Source organism: Treponema sp. OMZ 305, assembly GCF_024181325.1.
GTDB lineage: Bacteria > Spirochaetota > Spirochaetia > Treponematales > Treponemataceae > Treponema.
Genome location: NZ_CP051300.1, coordinates 515,562 through 533,379 on the forward strand (window position 1 = coordinate 515,562; position 17,818 = coordinate 533,379).

At 46.0% G+C, this 17,818-nt stretch carries 16 protein-coding genes and 1 tRNA gene; 11 read left to right on the forward strand and 6 right to left on the reverse strand.

Annotation, left to right across the window (positions count from 1 at the left end; all coding sequences use genetic code 11):
* Nucleotides 1-21 precede the first annotated feature (21 nt).
* From ABK01_RS02350 to secF, 11 genes are all read left to right on the forward strand, one after another.
* Nucleotides 22-94 (forward strand) — tRNA-Met (locus ABK01_RS02350).
* A 388-nt stretch (nt 95-482) separates the two neighbouring features.
* Complete coding sequence (gene rpmH, locus ABK01_RS02355) at nt 483-638, forward strand: 50S ribosomal protein L34 (RefSeq protein ID WP_006188846.1); 156 nt, start codon at nt 483-485, stop codon at nt 636-638.
* A gap of 12 nt (nt 639-650) precedes the next feature.
* Nucleotides 651-1,007: a ribonuclease P protein component gene (locus ABK01_RS02360; RefSeq protein ID WP_253676115.1), complete on the forward strand. Its 357-nt coding sequence runs from the start codon at nt 651-653 to the stop codon at nt 1,005-1,007.
* Nucleotide 1,008: 1 nt separating this feature from the next.
* On the forward strand, nt 1,009-1,254 hold the full coding sequence (gene yidD, locus ABK01_RS02365) for a membrane protein insertion efficiency factor YidD (RefSeq protein ID WP_371922018.1): 246 nt from the start codon (nt 1,009-1,011) through the stop codon (nt 1,252-1,254).
* Nucleotides 1,255-1,265: 11 nt separating this feature from the next.
* The gene (gene yidC / locus ABK01_RS02370; protein WP_253676116.1) at nt 1,266-3,023 is read left to right on the forward strand and encodes a membrane protein insertase YidC; all 1,758 of its coding nucleotides are present in this window, start codon (nt 1,266-1,268) and stop codon (nt 3,021-3,023) included.
* Entirely contained in the window at nt 3,020-3,700 is a 681-nt protein-coding gene (gene jag / locus ABK01_RS02375; protein WP_253676117.1) for an RNA-binding cell elongation regulator Jag/EloR, read from the forward strand. Before yidC ends, jag begins: the two co-directional genes overlap by 4 nt.
* A gap of 3 nt (nt 3,701-3,703) precedes the next feature.
* A complete protein-coding gene (locus ABK01_RS02380; protein ID WP_212565910.1) occupies nt 3,704-4,507 on the forward strand; it encodes a DUF6675 family protein in 804 nt (267 codons plus the stop codon).
* Between the two features lie 10 nt (nt 4,508-4,517).
* A complete protein-coding gene (locus ABK01_RS02385; RefSeq protein ID WP_253676118.1) occupies nt 4,518-5,588 on the forward strand; it encodes a peptidylprolyl isomerase in 1,071 nt (356 codons plus the stop codon).
* A gap of 84 nt (nt 5,589-5,672) precedes the next feature.
* A complete protein-coding gene (gene yajC / locus ABK01_RS02390) occupies nt 5,673-6,110 on the forward strand; it encodes a preprotein translocase subunit YajC (RefSeq protein ID WP_212565912.1) in 438 nt (145 codons plus the stop codon).
* 94 nt (nt 6,111-6,204) lie between these two features.
* Nucleotides 6,205-7,950, forward strand: a complete 1,746-nt coding sequence (gene secD / locus ABK01_RS02395; protein ID WP_212565913.1) for a protein translocase subunit SecD — start codon at nt 6,205-6,207, stop codon at nt 7,948-7,950.
* On the forward strand, nt 7,947-9,185 hold the full coding sequence (gene secF, locus ABK01_RS02400) for a protein translocase subunit SecF (protein WP_212565914.1): 1,239 nt from the start codon (nt 7,947-7,949) through the stop codon (nt 9,183-9,185). Before secD ends, secF begins: the two co-directional genes overlap by 4 nt.
* A gap of 66 nt (nt 9,186-9,251) precedes the next feature.
* Here secF and ABK01_RS02405 read toward each other — a convergent pair whose 3' ends face one another.
* The 6 genes from ABK01_RS02405 to glgX all read right to left on the reverse strand — a co-directional run bounded on the left by ABK01_RS02405 (nt 9,252) and on the right by glgX (nt 17,556).
* Nucleotides 9,252-10,031: a ComFC family protein gene (locus tag ABK01_RS02405; RefSeq protein ID WP_253676119.1), complete on the reverse strand. Its 780-nt coding sequence runs from the start codon at nt 10,029-10,031 to the stop codon at nt 9,252-9,254.
* Between the two features lie 78 nt (nt 10,032-10,109).
* Nucleotides 10,110-10,871 (reverse strand): hypothetical protein, encoded by a 762-nt coding sequence (locus ABK01_RS02410; RefSeq protein ID WP_253676120.1) that lies wholly within the window; start codon nt 10,869-10,871, stop codon nt 10,110-10,112.
* A gap of 135 nt (nt 10,872-11,006) precedes the next feature.
* Entirely contained in the window at nt 11,007-12,332 is a 1,326-nt protein-coding gene (gene ffh / locus ABK01_RS02415) for a signal recognition particle protein (RefSeq protein ID WP_253676121.1), read from the reverse strand.
* A 114-nt stretch (nt 12,333-12,446) separates the two neighbouring features.
* Entirely contained in the window at nt 12,447-12,890 is a 444-nt protein-coding gene (ndk, locus tag ABK01_RS02420) for a nucleoside-diphosphate kinase (RefSeq protein ID WP_253676122.1), read from the reverse strand.
* A gap of 56 nt (nt 12,891-12,946) precedes the next feature.
* The gene (locus tag ABK01_RS02425; RefSeq protein WP_253676123.1) at nt 12,947-15,400 is read right to left on the reverse strand and encodes a glycogen/starch/alpha-glucan phosphorylase; all 2,454 of its coding nucleotides are present in this window, start codon (nt 15,398-15,400) and stop codon (nt 12,947-12,949) included.
* An 11-nt stretch (nt 15,401-15,411) separates the two neighbouring features.
* A complete protein-coding gene (gene glgX, locus ABK01_RS02430) occupies nt 15,412-17,556 on the reverse strand; it encodes a glycogen debranching protein GlgX (protein WP_253676124.1) in 2,145 nt (714 codons plus the stop codon).
* Nucleotides 17,557-17,818 lie beyond the last annotated feature (262 nt).

Here is a 17,818-nt window from a genome sequence, read left to right on the forward strand (position 1 = left end):
TTTATCTTAGGCGCCGTACATCGCAGGGTAGAGCAGTTGGCAGCTCGTCGGGCTCATAACCCGGAAGTCGTAGGTTCAAGTCCTACCCCTGCTAAGTTTAAAAGGCATCCTTAATTTAAGGATGCCTTTTTTTTGACTCGCGAAATTTAACTCAAAGTTTCGTGCATTTTATACATTTTAAAGAAGGGTAAAAAGCGATAGATTGACTTTTTTATAGTGCTATAGTATAGTCGTCTGTCTAGTATATTGAGGAAGGTTTATTTTCAGCCGCTAAAGATAGCGCGGCTGAAAAACACGGCGAGTTCGCTTTCGCGAACGTCGCTTATTGACGTATGCGCGTTTCGCGCATCAATGCAACAATCTCCAAAATTGATATTTTGTTCGGTCGTTGCATTTTAAGGAAATTTGGCTTTCCTCGCTATCCCGAGATCTTTTAGGCGGATAATGCGCCTGATAACTATATATAGAAGGAGTCTAGTTTTATGAAACGGACATTTCAACCGAGTAGAACGAAACGTTTGCGCCGTCATGGATTTCGTGCGCGTATGGCAACACGCGGAGGGCGCGCTGTTTTAAAGAGCCGCCGTGCAAAAGGACGCTATAAGCTTTCCGTATCCGACGAAAAAAAGAGTTACTAAGAGTTTTAACACATGGAGCGCTCTTGTTTACCTAAAGAAGAGCGCCTTTGCGGCGCCGTGCGGATACGGGATATGTTTAAAATAGGACACCGCTATAGCTGCGACGGCGCAAAGTTGTTCGTTTTACCGAATAAATTACCATATAATCGTTTTGTTTGTACATTTAAGCGACATTACGGTTCTGCCGTACAAAGAAATAAAGCGCGCCGTTTATCTAAAGAGGTATACCGGCAAATGAAATCCCAGCTTGTAATAGGGAAGGATATTCTTTTGCTTATATTTCCGGGGCACGATACTTTTTCTCTACGTATGGCTCAGCTGGACTGTTTGTTTAAAAAAGCGGATATGTTCTCTATTCGATCTCAATAATATGAAACACAATTATCTGAAAACGATTGAGCGTATTTTTACGTCTTTATTATGTGCGGGGGTAAAGGCATACCAAAAGTGTATTTCTCCCTTGTTTCCGCCTTGTTGTAGATATTATCCCACCTGTTCTCATTACGCCCTTGAAAGCCTGACCAAATACGGGCCTGTTAAGGGAGGGTATTTAGCGGTAAGACGAATCCTTAGATGTCATCCTTTTCATAAGGGAGGGTATGATCCCGTTCCCTAGGAGATTCGTTTATGAATAAAAATACCGTTATTGCAATGGTCCTTTCCGGTCTTGTCATTGCAGCTGCGATGTTTGTGCAATACAAATTTTTTCCTCCTGCACCCGTACAGCAACAGCCGTCTACCACCGCTTCTACAACGGAGCAGCAGGCAGAAGTTCCGCAAAATACCTTTGTAGCGGAGACCGCTCCCGCCGATTTCGGAGTGCTGGAAACTCCTGACGAAACCGTTATCGGTGAGCAGACTGTTACCGTTAAAACCGATATTGCGGAAATCACGCTTACAAACCGAGGCGGCGATATCATTTCGTATAAGCTGTTGGAGCACAGCAGTTCCAAAGGCGATTCTTATGTGGAATTGGTAAAAAACCTAACCGATCGGAATAGAGCATTCTCGATTGCGCTCGGCAGTGCTCAGGCTTCCGCTTTAAATCAATTCTTTAATGTCAAAGAAGAAACAGTAAACGGAAAACAGATTGTCGGCTTTTTTAAGACAATTTCGATAAAGAACCAAGACGGTTCCGTATCTTCATTTACGCTTGCTAAAAGATATACCTTTCTGCCTGATGACTATATGTTTGAACTTGCCGTTACAATAAGCGGCGATGCCGATATGAAGGGGCTGAATTTTGATAATGCAGGGTATACGCTGAGGACAATGCCTCAAATCGGTCCCGACTGGGATGCAAAAGCAGACCGTTACGAATACCGGCGCTTTTTTTCTTACATAAACGGAAAGAAAAAAGACACTGCATTAAAAGCCAACCAGACCAAAGTGATTACGGATTCCGTTCCGTGGGCGGGAATTTCAGGCAAGTATTTCAGCCTTATCGTTATTCCTTCGATTCCCGCACAGCAGATATTGTATTCCGCTGCACAGCCTAATGCGGATACGGTACAAGACGGCCAGCTGTTTTTTTCGCGGCCTGTGATTACCGGCAATAAGGCAACCGACGTATACCGTATCTACCTCGGCCCTTGTTCCGAAAATATTTTAAGTACTTACAATATTCCATCAAAAAATAACTACAACTATGATAATCTGCGGATTGATACGGTCGCCGTTTCCAGCGGGATTTGGCGTCCGCTTGAGGTATTGCTTAAATGGCTGTTGCAATTCTTCTATAAACTTATTCCGAACTGGGGTGTTTCGATTATCCTTGTAACAATTTTGATAAAGGTTATCTTTTTCCCGCTTACCAAGAAAAGCTCGGAATCAACGCAGCAAATGCAAAAAATGCAGCCTAAGATTCAGGAATTACAGGCGAAATATAAAGGAAAACCGCAAAAGCTGAACGAGGAGATGGCTAAGCTTTACAAAGAAGCCGGTTATAACCCTCTTTCGGGTTGTCTGCCTTTATTGATCCAATTGCCGATCTTGTTTGCAATGTACCGGCTGTTTAATAACTATTTTGAATTCCGCGGTGCAATGTTTATTCCTCATTGGATACCGGATTTGTCTGTCGGTGATAGTGTTTTGCAGTTTCCCAATCCCATTCCCTTCCTCGGATGGACGGAGCTGCGTATTTTGCCGATTGTCTATGTGATTTCGCAGATGGTGTTTGGAAAGATAACGCAAACTCCCACAAGCGATCAGCAGCAAAACAGCACAATGAAAGTTATGCTCTACGGTATGCCGTTATTCTTCTTCTTTATGTTCTATAATGCGCCGTCAGGATTGCTGCTCTATTGGACAAGCACGAACTTCTTGATGCTCGTTCAACAGCTCATCATTAAGGCAATGATGAAGAAAAAGGAGGGTCGGAAATGATCTATGAATTCGAAGGAAAAACCGAACGTGATGCTATAGATAAAGCAATCGCCGAGCTTGGCGTAGAGGCAGATCAGTTCGATGTGGAAATCGTCGAAATTCAAAAAAACTCGCTTTTTAAGAAAGGCTATGCCAAAATTCGCGTGCATATTGACGATAAAGCCGCTGCGGGGAAGCCTATTGTTGATACTCCCCATCAACCGGTGCCTTCACACGAGGTCGCTACGGATAAAAAAGCTGAGCTGGTGAAATTTATCGGCGAGCTTATTCAGGCAATGGGATATACCGCAAATATCGAAATCCTTTCACACGAAGAACATAAGCTGCTTATACGGCTTTCATCCGAAGATTCCGCTATTTTAATCGGAAAGAAGGGAAAAAATCTGGATGCGCTCCAGCTGATCGCCAATGTGTATGCCGGCAAAATCGGCATCTCTGAGCGGATCATGCTTGATTGTGAAAATTATCGGCTTCGCCGTGAAGAATCGTTGGTACGGCTTGCCTATACCACCGCCGATCAAGTTGTAACAACAAAGGCTTCAGTGTTGCTTGAACCGATGAATCCCTATGAACGCAGACTTATTCACAGTACGCTTACCGATATTCGGGATGTCGATACAAAGAGCGAAGGGGAAGGTTTATACAAGCAAGTGCGTGTATTGTATAAAGGGCTTTAGTGAATGAGGCGGTGTCTTGTTCTTCTTGCTCTTTTGGCAGGCTGTTCTCTTTTTGCGCAGGATATCGGTAATGTACCGGATTCGGTGATTTCGGCGCTGGATTCGTTTTTATCCGCTGAGCAGCGGATAGAATTGCTTAAGCAAGGACATCTTTTCCGCTCAGTGTATAATAAAGAAAACGCTGTGCCGCGGCTCGTGCCGCTTTTTGCTGTGCCCCAGACATTTGCAGAAAATTGGGATAAGGGTAATCCCACTTTTTTAATAGAGGCGTTGTATTTGCATAAAAAGACGCAAGGCAGCATAAAAGATGTAGAGAAAATATCCTGTATTCTGCGTTCCGTTTCAAAATTGGAAGGACTGCAATATTATTCGAGCAGTCGAAAAAAGATGCGGACGCTCTACGAAGCATCGTATATTATCGACGATCCTAAAACGGAAGGGAGAGTTGCCGATCCTGTTGACAATCCTTCCACGGATTTTTCGGTCTATGTGGTGCAAAAGGATTTAACCTTCGATAAAAATATTTATCGTTATCGGTTTTGCTCAGATTTCGATTCTGCAGGGTTCATTTCTACAAATATCGGTGTATTAAAGTATTCGATATTTAAAGCGATTGAACCTGAAAATTTAGAGGCGTCGATTGCCGTAACCGATCTTGGAGAATATCTGCTGATACACATGTTGACACGCGCCGATTTTACCGCCCCTTCCGTTTTTCGGGAGCGAGTGCAAAATTCGTTTAGAACACGGGGAGAAGCTGTGTACGGATGGTTCATTGCACAATATGAGAATAGCGCAGCATCTTGATGGAGGAACTATGCGGGTGAATAAAATTGCGGTATTGGTTTTACCGATTACTTTTTTGATTATTGCGACAGCAGCTGCTGCTGCAATTATTTTAACGGGAGATTCTGAAAAAGGAAAAAAAATGAATGCAATAAGTGCTGAATTACAAAAGGACGGCGTCTATGCCGTTATCGATACGAACAAGGGTGATATTGTTGTGGAATTGTTCTATAAAGAAACACCCTTGACGGTATGTAACTTTGTCGGATTGGCAGAAGGAACATTGGATGCCGCAAAGGGAAAGCCTTTTTATGACGGTTTAACCTTTCACCGTGTTATTGCGAATTTTATGATTCAAGGCGGCGATCCCGACGGGAAAGGAACCGGCGGGCCGGGTTATCGCTTCCCTGATGAGTTTGTTGACAACCTCAAGCATAATACCGCCGGTATCCTTTCGATGGCAAATTCGGGACCGGGAACAAACGGGTCGCAGTTTTTTATTACCCACGTACCGACCCCGTGGCTTGATGGGGTACATACGGTATTCGGTCGCGTTGTAAAGGGACAGGACGTCGTAAATAAGATCGTGCAGGGTGACCGGATGAATTCCATATCGATTATCCGCAAAGGCTCTGAGGCGCAAAAGTTTACCGCAACCCAGAAAGATTTTAACGCTTATCTTGCAGGAGCCGAAGAACGGGCAAAACAGCGTACCACTTTAAGACGTGAAAAGAATGAGGCTTTGATAAAACAAAAGTTCCCCAATGCCGTTAAGAATGAAAACGGTATCTTCTATACCATTATAAAAGAAGGTAAAGGAGTTAAAGCTCAAGCAGGTAAAACCCTGACTATGAAATATAAGGGATCTTTGCTGGACGGTACGGTGTTCGACGATTCCGATATGCATGAACCGCTGAAATTTGTTGCGGGAGCGGGGCAGCTCATTGCCGGCTTCGACCGGCAAGCCATGCAAATGGCTGTCGGTGAAAAACGAACGATTGTTATTCCGCCGGAACTTGGATACGGTTCACGCGGTGCAGGCGGAGTTATCCCTCCCGACAGCTATTTGGTATTTGAACTTGAGTTGCTGTCGGTAAAGTAACCGTCAGAATAACCTGTGAATTGACTACGCATTTTTTTTGTGCTAGTATTTTAAGGATATTTATCATAAATAAGGATGTAAATAATGAATGCGATTCCATTGTTGCAGCAAGCCGCATCGGGGGGTAGTTTTATTCCGCTTCTCGCTCTCGGTCTTATCTTTGTAATTTTCTACGTTTTTATTATCGGCCCTCAAAAAAAGGAGCAGAAAAAAACGCAAGAAATGATAGCCTCCGTTCAAAAGGGTGACAAAATTATCACAATCGGCGGTATTCACGGTGTTGTGTCTTCCGTAAAAGAAACGACGATCATTCTGAAAGTTGACGATAATTGTAAGCTTGAAATGAATCGTTCCGCAATCGGGAGCGTTATTTTGGATGAAAAGACAAAAGCAAGCCGTCTGGCAAATGTGCCGGAAAAGACTTCTCCGTTTGCTACTCTCTTTAAAAAGAAAGAAAAGAAAGTTGAAGATTCCAGCTCCGAAAAACCGCAGCCGCCCGATTTTTCCGGCGAAGCGGAGTAAAAACGTACCGTATAGGAACGTATCGGCTGATAAGCGTTCATGCTGTGCATAACCGCAGTATGAACGTTTATTTCCGTTAGATGAGGAGATAGACATGAGAAAGCGAACTCGATTCGTGATTGTGCTGGCTGTACTAGGCCTCTGCTTTGCATTTTTATATCCTACCCTTAAATGGTATTTTTGGACAGATAAAGACGATAAGGCGCTGGCTCTCGGCTCCAGAGAAAAAATTAAAGATTATGTCATAAATATGACAAAAACGGATATCGACGCATTAATCGCATCTGCGAAGCAAGGCGATTCCAATCCTGTTCCGGCAAAATATGATCCGCTTATTAGTGCTGCAAAGAAGAATTTAAAAAGTCTCGGCAAAGAGCAGCCTTCCGTGTGGACGGCAGGCGCATTGCTTGCGGCATTCCCTGAAAATTCTGAGGATAAAGCACGGGCAGCAATGAGTCCCGTAATGGAAGATTCATACCGAAATAAGATACTCGGTATCAAAAATGCACAGGCAAATGCGGTAAAGCTCGGACTTGACCTTTCGGGCGGTATGAGCATCATCATTAAGGCCGATTTAAGTGCGGTAACCGGCGATAGCGGCGATACGACTACTTCGGCAAAAAAAGAGGCGATGAATTTAGCCATCGATACCATTTCAAGCCGCATCGATAAATTCGGTCTGACCGAACCCGTTATCAGACAACAGGGTGATGACCGTATCTATGTTGAAATCCCCGGTGCAGCCGATGCCGATAAGATCAACTCGATTATCATGGGGCGCGGCTTGCTTGCATTCCATATCGTAGACGACGATGCAACTCAAGCTTTTTATTCCTATTATAATGCTAACCCGACGCATACGTTTGATGCGGATTATAATCTCATCAATCCTTCGATTATTCCTGCAGATACCAAGGTACTCGGCGTATATAGCAAGGATGCGTACGGTTTGGATGAACGGCAGGGCTTCCTTGTTATTAAGAAAGAGGCTGCTCTTGAAGGCAGACACCTGCAGCGGGTAAGCACGACGACCAGCCAAACCAATGAGCCGTTGGTTGTATTCGAACTCGATAAGGAAGGTGCGGAAATCTTTGCAACCGTTACGACTGAAAACCAAGGCAAACGGCTGGCTATTGTATCCGATGATAAAATAAAGTCGGCGCCGAATATCAAGGAACCGATTACCGGCGGTACGGGAACCATCAGCGGGTTCAGTGCAGACGAGGCGGAAAACCTTAAAACAATTTTACGTACCGCATGGCTTAATGTACCGCTTGAATTGGAAAACCAGCAGGTGATAGGCGCCAGCATGGGTGAGCAAGCGATCAATCAAGGTTTAATGGCGCTGCGATGGGGGCTAATTGCTGTTTTGGCGTTTATGCTGATTTGGTATCGCGCTGCCGGCATTAATGCCTGTGTCGCACAGATATTGAACCTTTATATCGTGTTCAGCGTACTTTCCGCATTTAACCTTACGCTCACGCTGCCGAGTATCGCGGGTATGATTTTGACCATCGGTATGGCAGTTGATGCCAACGTTGTTATCTTTGAGCGAATTAAAGAAGAACTTGCATTGCATAAGAGTAGGGAAGCTGCTATTCAAACCGGTTTTGCTCATGCATTCTGGGCGATTATGGACTCCAATATTACAACCTTTATTGCAGCTCTGTTCTTGTCGATACTGGGAACCGGACCGATCAAAGGATTTGCTTACAGCTTGACAATCGGTGTTGTTTCTTCCGTATTTACAGCTCTTTTTGTTTCACGGTTGATCTTTGATTTCGGCACGGAAACATTACATCAGAAGAAGCTGCATATTACTTGGAGGTCACTCGTATGAAAAAAACGATAAAATTCAGCAAGCTTTTCGGTGTTATGGTTGTCGTAAGCTGCGCACTTATTATTTCCGGTATTGTAGGTCTTTTTACTAAAGGAATTAACTTCGGTATTGACTTTCAGGCAGGATTTATCGAGAAAGTACGGTTTGCGCCTTCTGCATTCATTTTAACGTATAGCGGCGAGAAAAATATACAGGTAGCACAAAATTCCCAAGGGATTGATATTACCGTTATTTCGGTGGATGCTGAAAATAAGGTTGTGTCCTTTAAGTATGCCGAATACCCCACCGTTGGACAGTTTATCGAAGCTGTACAGCAGCAAATTGATGGTGTACAGGCAAAAGTGCTTGCAAAGACCGATACCGCATTACAAAGCGTGTTTATTACTTCGGAGATTTCCCGTCTTACAACGGAACCATTCCGCGTTCATTATATTCCTGATCAAATACAGCCGATCGATGCAGATGAAGTGCGCCACGCACTTGCATCCGTCCCTTCGGTTTCGGTACAGCAGGTCGGCGAATCACGCGACCGTGTGTTCCAAATTCGATTACCTGATAACGGCACATACACCAATGCAAATGCCGAACTGCGGGCATTGATAAACACTGCGTTGGTAGCAGCTTATGAAGCGGATAATTTTGCCGTATTGAGTACCGATTTTGTCGGCTCTCGCTTTTCCGGTTCGCTTGCTCGCCAAGCGATACTTCTGGTAATTGGCGCATTATTCTTAATCTTCATTTACGCTTTAATCCGTTTCCGTTGGACATTTGCATTGGGCGCCGTACTTGCGCTGGTTCACGATGTTTTGATTATGATTACCTTCATCGTGTGGACGCAGATGGAGTTTAATTCCACCACCATTGCAGCAATTTTGACAATTGTCGGATACTCAATAAACGACACGGTCGTCGTATTCGACCGTATCCGCGAAAATATCCGGCTGAATCCGAAACTTGCATTAGTTGATGTTTTAGATCTTGCACAAACGGAAGTATTAAGCAGAACGATTATCACAACCGTTACCACAATGCTTGCCGCTATTTCGCTTTACATCTTTACATCCGGCAGTATGAAAGACTTTGCGCTTGCCTTATTGGTAGGTATGATAAGCGGTGTATATTCGACAATCTACATCGCTGGCGCTTGTATCACCTTCTTTTCCGGTAACAAACGGGCAGGTGAGTTGGCGCTCGGCAGTGAAAAAAGAACTCCCGTTCCCGAAGTAACGGTGTAATTACTAGACACGCCTCTAAAATTGTGAACCTCTAAAAACTGTTGGTTTTTAGAGGTTTTTTTCCTTTTAGTCGAAAAAAAGGCAAAGTCCGTAGACGTTTTTGCATCCGGCAACTTTTAATGCGCGGGCGCAGGCTTCGAGCGTCGCGCCGGTGGTCATTACATCATCGAGCAGGATGAGCGTCTCAGGAACGATCTTTGCTGCAAGTTTTATTTTTCCCTGCAAATTCACTGCGCGTTCTGTCTTGGACAGTTTTTTTTGCGGAGTGCTATCCTGCCGTCTTAAACACCGGTATATTGCTGGTTTTGGATAAACCGATAAATCCTTTACAAGATCTTCAATTTGATCCCAGCCTTTTTCTCGCAATTTTTTGGGGCGTGGCGGTACCGGTACGAGTGGAATACTCATAAGTTTCGGATGTTGTGTGAGAAAACTGTGGATAAGCGGTGCAAATGCGGTGGAAAAACTGCGAATATTATTATTCTTCCAAACAGGTAGTAATTTTTGCCCAAGTCCGATATAGGGAAAAAGCGTAAAAATACGATCGCAGGCAGGTTTTTGCTTTTCCACCTTTTCGTCATCGGACGGTCTACAGCGGGTACAATACTCATGTTCGGAAATGAGGATCTTTCCACAATGTTTGCAGCGAGGCTCGGCTTGGCGTAAATGTTCCAAATCATCGGAACCGATATACGGCTCAAATTCCGTTTGAATACAATGGCTGCACAGCGGCAGCCCTGCCTCGCTTGCGTTTCCACAGAGGATACAAGTCAGAGGGCACAAAAGCCCGCTGTAACATTTACGTAATACATTCTTCACATGATACAAAGGCACGATGCGTTTCATATAATCTCCTATAACAGGGCTGACCTTTTGCAGCCTTGTTATGGTCTTATATAGCACGCGAAGGAAAACGGCTTGTATTTATTGATTTTCTGCAGAAGATTTTTCAGAATTTGAAATTATACCAGCCTCTTGAGTGTCAACTGCCGCTGAGCTATCTTTTTCAGCTTGTGTTGCTGCCGTCTGACTGTCTTTTTCAGCCTGTTTTGCAGCGATGGCTATTTGCAACTGTTTTTGTCGGTTTTCTTCAAGTTGATCCGTATCGTTAAAAAAGTCATACGCCTTTTTTATATCGTCATAATGGAATGGAATGCTGTCGATATAGTCGTCGATTGCTAATTTTCCATCGAGCGTTTGTACCTGAAAACCTTCAAGCAAGAGATATTTTTTCCCATCTTTCAGCAAAAAACTGAATCGTACATGGTTTGCAATTTTCCCTTCAGCAACAAGTCTGCTTATTGTCTCTGCAGATGATGCATAAGCATAAAGAGTTGTTTCACCAAGGTACCGATGACCGTTCTGTCTATGCTGGGAATCGGCAAGAGTGCTTATGCTGAAAAAACGGTCGAGTATAGCCTTCATTCCGGTATTTACGGAAAAATCGAGCCGATAGGTATACAGCATCGTATCGACTTTGAAACTAATAAAATCGTCTTTTGCTTTGGGCATTACACAGCAGTTAATAGCGTATACCACGTCAAAATGGTTATTTTCCGTATTAACCGTAACACCGGTAACTGTCGGTTCCGTATACAAGGCCTTAAGCGGCAGCGTCGTACAGGCTGTGAGGCAGAAGGCGCAAACAGCCGCCGGAATCCAAAGAGTTTTAAAAATACGCTTCATAATGCACTCCTTTCACTGACAGGCACCGATAAATTCCGATATGGACGTCATCAGTACCTGTATCGCTTTCTATTATTACACCGAATATTGCATCGGAAAGAAACCTATCGGCAGAAAATTGTATGCAATCCCAAGCTATCCCATCAGTCCCATGAGCCGCGCCTGTAAGCCTTTGCTCTTTGCCACCTTCCGCATCGTTTGACGGGTCTTTTCAAACTGCTTTAACAGCTTGTTTACTTCGGCGACGGAGGTACCGGATCCCTTTGCAATGCGTTTGCGGCGGGGCGGCCCAATGATGTGGTGGTTTTCCCGTTCTTTGAGCGTCATCGACTGGATAATCGCCTTTTGCCGCTTAAAGCCTGCTTTGTCGATATCCTCGGCGGAAATTTGACCGGCAAGCCCGGGCATCATATCAAGCATGGATTCAATCGAGCCCATCTTTTCGACATTTTCAAGCTGGTCGAGCATATCGGAAAGAGTGAAGGTTTCCGTCGCCATCTTTTTCTGCAAGCGGGCGGCTTCTTCCGCATCGATATTTTCCTGCGCTTTTTCGACGAGCGAAACAATATCGCCCATACCGAGGATTCTGCCGGCAATACGGTCGGGATAGAACGGTTCAAAATCTTCGATTTTTTCGCCGACGCCGACATACAGGATAGGCTTGCCGGTTACGGTTTTTAACGATAACGCCGCGCCGCCGCGAGCATCGGAGTCGAACTTGGTTAAAATAACACCGGTCAGCCCCGCCTGTTCATCGAAGGCTTTGGCGACCTCGGCAGCATTTTGTCCTGTCATCGCATCGGCGACGAGGAGGGTTTCTACCGGATTGACCGCCTTTTTTACCGCGGCGATCTCCTGCATCATCGCTTCGTCGATTTGCAGCCGTCCCGCCGTATCGACGATAACGGTATCAAAGCCGTTTTTCCGTGCATAGGTAACCGCGTTTTGTGCAACCCGTACCGCATCCTTGGTGTCTTCTTTATATACGGGGACGTCGATACGTTCTCCTAATGAGGAGAGCTGTTCCACAGCTGCGGGACGGACGAGGTCGCAGGCAACGAGCAGCGGCTTACGGCCTTCTTTCTTTAAACGGGCTGCCAGCTTCGCAGCGGATGTCGTTTTACCGGAACCCTGCAAGCCGAGGAAGAGGATAACCGACTGGGTGTCGGGGCCTTTCAGTTGCAGGCTTTTCTTTTCATCGCCTAAAAACGACAGGATTTTATCGTGGACAATCTTGATAAACTGCTGACCGGGATTAACCGATTTTAATACGGTTTCTCCCTTTGCTTCTTCGATTGTTGCATTGATAAAACGGCGTACTACGCGGAGGTTGACATCCGCTTCGAGCAGCGCAATTTTTATTTCCTCTACCGCTTCTTCAATATTTTTTTCGGTAATGGTTGCCTTGCCGCTTATCTTGCGGACAATGCCGCTAAACGTATTGGTAATTTTTTCAAGCATTTTTCATCCTTATTGGTGCGGGGTACGTTGATTCCTGCGGGGGTACGCTGATTGAGTGTTAAAAGGTGTCCAATATTTATCAACTAAAGTAAATGGACTGAACCCCCGCTCTTGTTAAAACCAGACCTTATTGCCGTCTTCCCAGCTGAAAAATTCTTCCAGTTGAAAAAACAAGCCAAGTTCTCGTGCGGCGCTTTCGGCAGAGTCCGACGAATGGACAACATTGGTATTGGTATGCAAGGCATAATCGCCTCTGATGGTTCCCGGTTCCGCATTCAAGACCTTTGTCGCTCCGCAGAGTTTCCGCACAATGGCAACGGCCTCATCGCCTTCAAAAGCCATCGCGACCACGGGGCCGGAGGTGATATATTGCACCAGTTCGCCGAAGAACGGCTTATCGGCGTGTTCGGCATAATGCTTCTTTGCAAGTTCGGGACTGATACGCATCAGCTTTAAGGCAACCAGTTTGAGCCCCTTTTTTTCAAACCGGCTGAGCACTTCTCCTGCAATCCGCCGCTGAACTACACCGGGCTTCATCATTACAAATGTTCTTTCCATAATCTATTTTCTCCCAGAGATAAAATAATTCATAATTCATAATTCATAATTCATAATTATGAATTGACCCCCACTTTTTCCAGCTTCCAGATATCCCGCACATAGTCTTCGATGGTACGGTCTGAACTGAACTTACCCGATCGGGCAATGTTCAAAAGGCACATTTTTGCCCATTTCATTTCGTCGCGGTAACATTCGACAATCCGCTGTTGCGCCGCCGCATAAGCATCGAAGTCTGCCAGCACGTAATAGACGTCCGGACGCTGCCCCTCCACGCCGTACACCAGCGAATCGTACAATTCTCTAAAGCTGTTATCAAAGGGCGGTGTGTATGTTCCGTCGATGAGCTGAGTCAGCGCTCTCGCCAATGCAGGATTGCGATTAAGGTATTCTTGAGGGTTATAGCTGTGCTCATGCTCGATTTTTTGAATCTCATCGGCGGTGATACCGAAAATAACGGCGTTTTCAGTGCCTACTTCTTCCACAATTTCGATATTGGCGCCGTCCAGCGTTCCGAGCGTAATTGCGCCGTTCAGCATAAACTTCATATTGCCGGTTCCCGATGCTTCCTTACCCGCAGTGGAAATCTGCTCGGAAATATCCGAAGCGGGGAAAATCTTTTCGGCAGTCGAGACGCAATAGTTTGCCGCAAACACAACCTTTAATTTTCCCCGTACACGGTGATCGTTGTTGATGCGGTCGGCGACGGTATTAATCAGCTTAATGATGAGCTTTGCCCGCCGATAGCCCGACGCTGCTTTTGCGCCGAAGATAAAGGTATGCGGAATAGGATCATACGTCGGGTCTTCGATAATTCTATTATAGAGCGTCATCACATGCAGAATGTTTAAAAGCTGGCGTTTGTATTCGTGGAGCCGTTTTATCTGCACGTCAAAAATCGAGTTGGGATCGATCACAACGCCCTGCGTCCGCTTGAGGAATTCCGCAAGCCGTTCTTTATTGTGTTTTTTTATCGCGATTAATTCCTGTAATGCTTCCTGATTATCCGCCAGTTTTTCAAGCTGCCGCAGCTGCGTCAGGTCTTTAATCCAGCCGTCGCCGATATGCTTCGTAATAAAGGCCGAAAGCGCGGGGTTCGCAGTTAAAAGCCAGCGGCGCTGGGTAACGCCGTTTGTCTTGTTGTTAAACTTTTGCGGATACAGATTATACCAATCGGACAGCTCTTTGGTTTTAAGGATTTCGGTGTGCAGCGCCGCAACACCGTTGACCGAAAACGAACCGGCAATCGCGAGCCATGCCATACGGATTTTCCCTTCGCCGATAATGGACATCTTGTTGTGTTTTTTCCAATCGTTCGGATATTTTTCCCGCAGCTCCAGTAGGAAGCGGCGGTTTATCTCTTCTACGATTTGATACACGCGCGGCAGCAAGCCTTGGAATATCTCTATCGGCCATTTTTCCAAAGCCTCCGCTAAAATCGTATGGTTCGTATATGCAAATGTTTGAGTAACAATCGCCCATGCCGCATCCCAGCCGAGGTGGTGTTCGTCCATCAAAAGGCGCATCAGCTCGGGGATTGCCACGACGGGGTGCGTATCGTTTAGCTGGATAACATTATAACGCGGGAAGTCGGAAAAATTTGTACCGTGTTTATGGATAAATGAACGCACTAAATCCTGTAAACTTGCAGAAGTGAAAAAATACTGCTGCTTTAAGCGGAGCGCTTTTCCCGACGGGCCGCTGTCGTTGGGGTATAATACGCGCGAAATATTTTCTGCGGAGTTCTGCTTTGCAACCGCAGCGGTGTATTCCATATTGTTAAAGAGCTGTAAATCGAATCCATTGGGAGAGGAGGCTTCCCACAGGCGCAGGCGGTTGACGGTTTTGGTGCCGTATCCGATGATCGCCATATCGTAGGGGGTTGCGATAACCTCCTCGGCATTTTCCAACCGATAGCACAGGGTGCCGTCTTCTTGCTGCGTGCATATCGGGGCACCGCCGAAGCGCACCGTTACCGCCAAATCGTCGCGGCGTATTTCCCACGGATCACGATAACGCCGCCAATTGTCGGGGTATTCCACCTGATAGCCGTTTTCAATCCGCTGTTCAAACATACCGTACTGGTAGCGGATACCGTAGCCATGCCCGGGGTAGTCGAGCGTTGCAAGCGAGTCCAAAAAACAGGCGGCGAGTCTACCGAGACCGCCGTTTCCAAGTCCTGCATCGGGTTCTTCATCCTCGATGTCCCGATACGAGGCGGAAAGCTCCGTTAAAAGTTCTTCCATTACGGCGCGCATACCGGTGTTGTTCAAATTATTCGAAAGCGCCCGCCCCATCAGAAATTCGGCAGAGAAATAATACATCTGCCGTACATCAGGTTGCTCCTGAGCGGCTCTGGTTGCGGATATGTTTGGCTGGATGCTATCCATAACGCTGCTCGCCGCGGCATCATAGAGCTCACGCTTTGTTGCCTCGGATATGTCCTTGCTGAAATTCCGTTTCAGCTTGCCTAGAATACTTGTCCGTAAGGTTTCTTTTAATTGAGACATAATCTACCTCGCTATTTCAGAATTAACACGACGGCTGTCGCGGCTAATACAACATATTTTTGCTGATTTTCCAAAAGCGGCGCCTGTTCGGGGGCGGTAAAATCTTCCCCTGCCGGATAGGATGTATCGATTAGTCGATACCAATGCTTTCCCTGCGGAGGAGGACAGAGTGTCGCGGTAACGTCTAAATTGCCGCCGTTTAATATGATGTAAAAGCTGTTATCATCGCGTTCGGCTCTCGTTTCCGCCGTGGAACCGTCAAGAAAATATGCCAAAAAAGACGAAGGCTGGTTCCAATCGGGAGCGCCGCCCTGCGCGTCGTACCAACTAATATCCGGTTTACGCCGGTCGTCCGATTGCGTTCCCGTTAAAAATTCCGAGCGCGAAAACACCGGATGCTGCTTACGCAGGCGGATCAGTTTTTTCACAAATGTTAATATATCGGCATTGCTTTGGGTGAGCGACCAGTCGAACCAGCTGATCTCGTTGTCTTGACAGTAGGGGTTGTTGTTCCCCCCTTGCGTTCGCAATACCTCATCTCCGGCAGTCAACATCGGAGTACCCAGTGATAAAATAAGCGTCAGCAGAATATTCTTTGCTTTTTGCTTTCGCAAGGTCTCAATGCGAGTGTTTTCGGTTTTTCCTTCAAAGCCGTTGTTATAGCTGCAATTAAAATCGGTACCGTCCCGATTGTTTTCTCCGTTTTCTTCGTTGTGCTTTTTATCGTAGCTTAATAAATCGTAGAGGGTAAAGCCGTCATGACTGGTAACAAAGTTGATGGAATGGAAAGGCTTGCGTCCGTTGCCGGAGTACAAATCGGCGGAACCGGTTACGCGCGTCGCAAGTTCTTTAGCATGGGAGGAATCGCCGCGCCAAAAGAGCCGCACATCGTCGCGAAAGCGGTCATTCCATTCCGCCCACCTGCCGCCGGGGAAATTGCCTACCTGATAGGCGCCGCCCGCGTCCCACGCTTCGGCGATGATCTTTGTTTTTCTCAATATGGGGTCTTCGGCAATATGCTCAAGGGTCGGCGGATTATCCATCAGTTTTCCTTTTTGATCTCTACCCAAGATGGAGCCGAGGTCGAATCGGAAGCCGTCGACGTGCATTTCGATAACCCAGTACCGCAGACAGTCCAGAATAAAGGTCTGCACAATCGGGTGATTACAGTTGAAGGTGTTGCCGCAGCCTGAGTAGTTGCGGTAATAACGTGCATTATCTTCCAGTATATAATAGATGGTATTGTCCAAGCCGCGGAACGAAAGGGTCGGGCCGAATTCGCTCCCCTCCGCCGTATGATTAAATACGATGTCCAGAATCACTTCGATGCCGTTTTTATGCAGTTCGCGCACCATCCGTTTAAACTCGAATACCGCCCCTATACCTTCACGTTCGGAGGCATACGACGATTTTGGCGCAAAAAAAGCGATGGTGCTATATCCCCAGTAGTTTTTTAATACCGTGCCCGTCCGCGGGTTGATTCTGGCTAGTTCATGCTCGTTAAATTCCTGAATAGGCAATAGCTCAAGGCTGGTAATGCCCAGTTCTTTTAGGTACGGAATAGTATCGATAATACCTTGATACGTTCCTTTATGCTGCTGCGGCGCATTGGGATGGCACGAAAGCCCTTTTACATGCGCCTCGTATATGATGCAGTCTTTCAGCGGATAATTGAGCGGATGGTCGCCCTGCCAGTCAAAATCATCGTGAGCTACTGCGATGCACTTGGGAAAAGGAGCAGCTGACTGTTGGGTTAAAAAAGCAAGGTCGCCGTCTATATGCGGCGGAGGTGTTTGTGTAGAAAAATTTCCGCTAAAAGATTCCGTATTAGCAAGCCCCTGTGAGTATGGGTCGAGCAGATAATTGCCGGCATTAAAGCGCATTCCTTCATAAGGAGCAAAGGGACCGTCGACGCGGTAAAGGTATAAGGCGTTTTTCGGTAAGCCTGTGATAAAAACGTGCCAGATATCCCCTGTTTTATTCGTATGAGGGTCAAAAGTGTATGAGCAACAAGGCGCAGAATCTTCGGGATTTACAAAGATATCCAACGTTACCGAAAAGGCATGGCGGGAAAAGATACTGAAATTCACACCGTCGCTATAGACGGCAGCGCCGGCAGGAAGCGGACTCCCCGGCAAAAATGATAGGGTTTCCATGAACAAAACGAAATGTAGCACGAAAAATAAAATTATGCTATACTCTCTTCAAGCTGGGACAAACACATCAGACTCCTTTTTGAATCTCCCCGCAAAATCAGGAGACTGTTCAAGCAGAGTTGAATCTCTTCGCGATTCAAATGCTTGCCCAATCTCCTGATTTTGCGATAACACGAACAATGTACCTCCTTGTACAGTGTTCGTGTCAAGTTTTTGCATAAAGCAAAAACTTGTTATTGCTTTATATCACCGCCATCCGTGG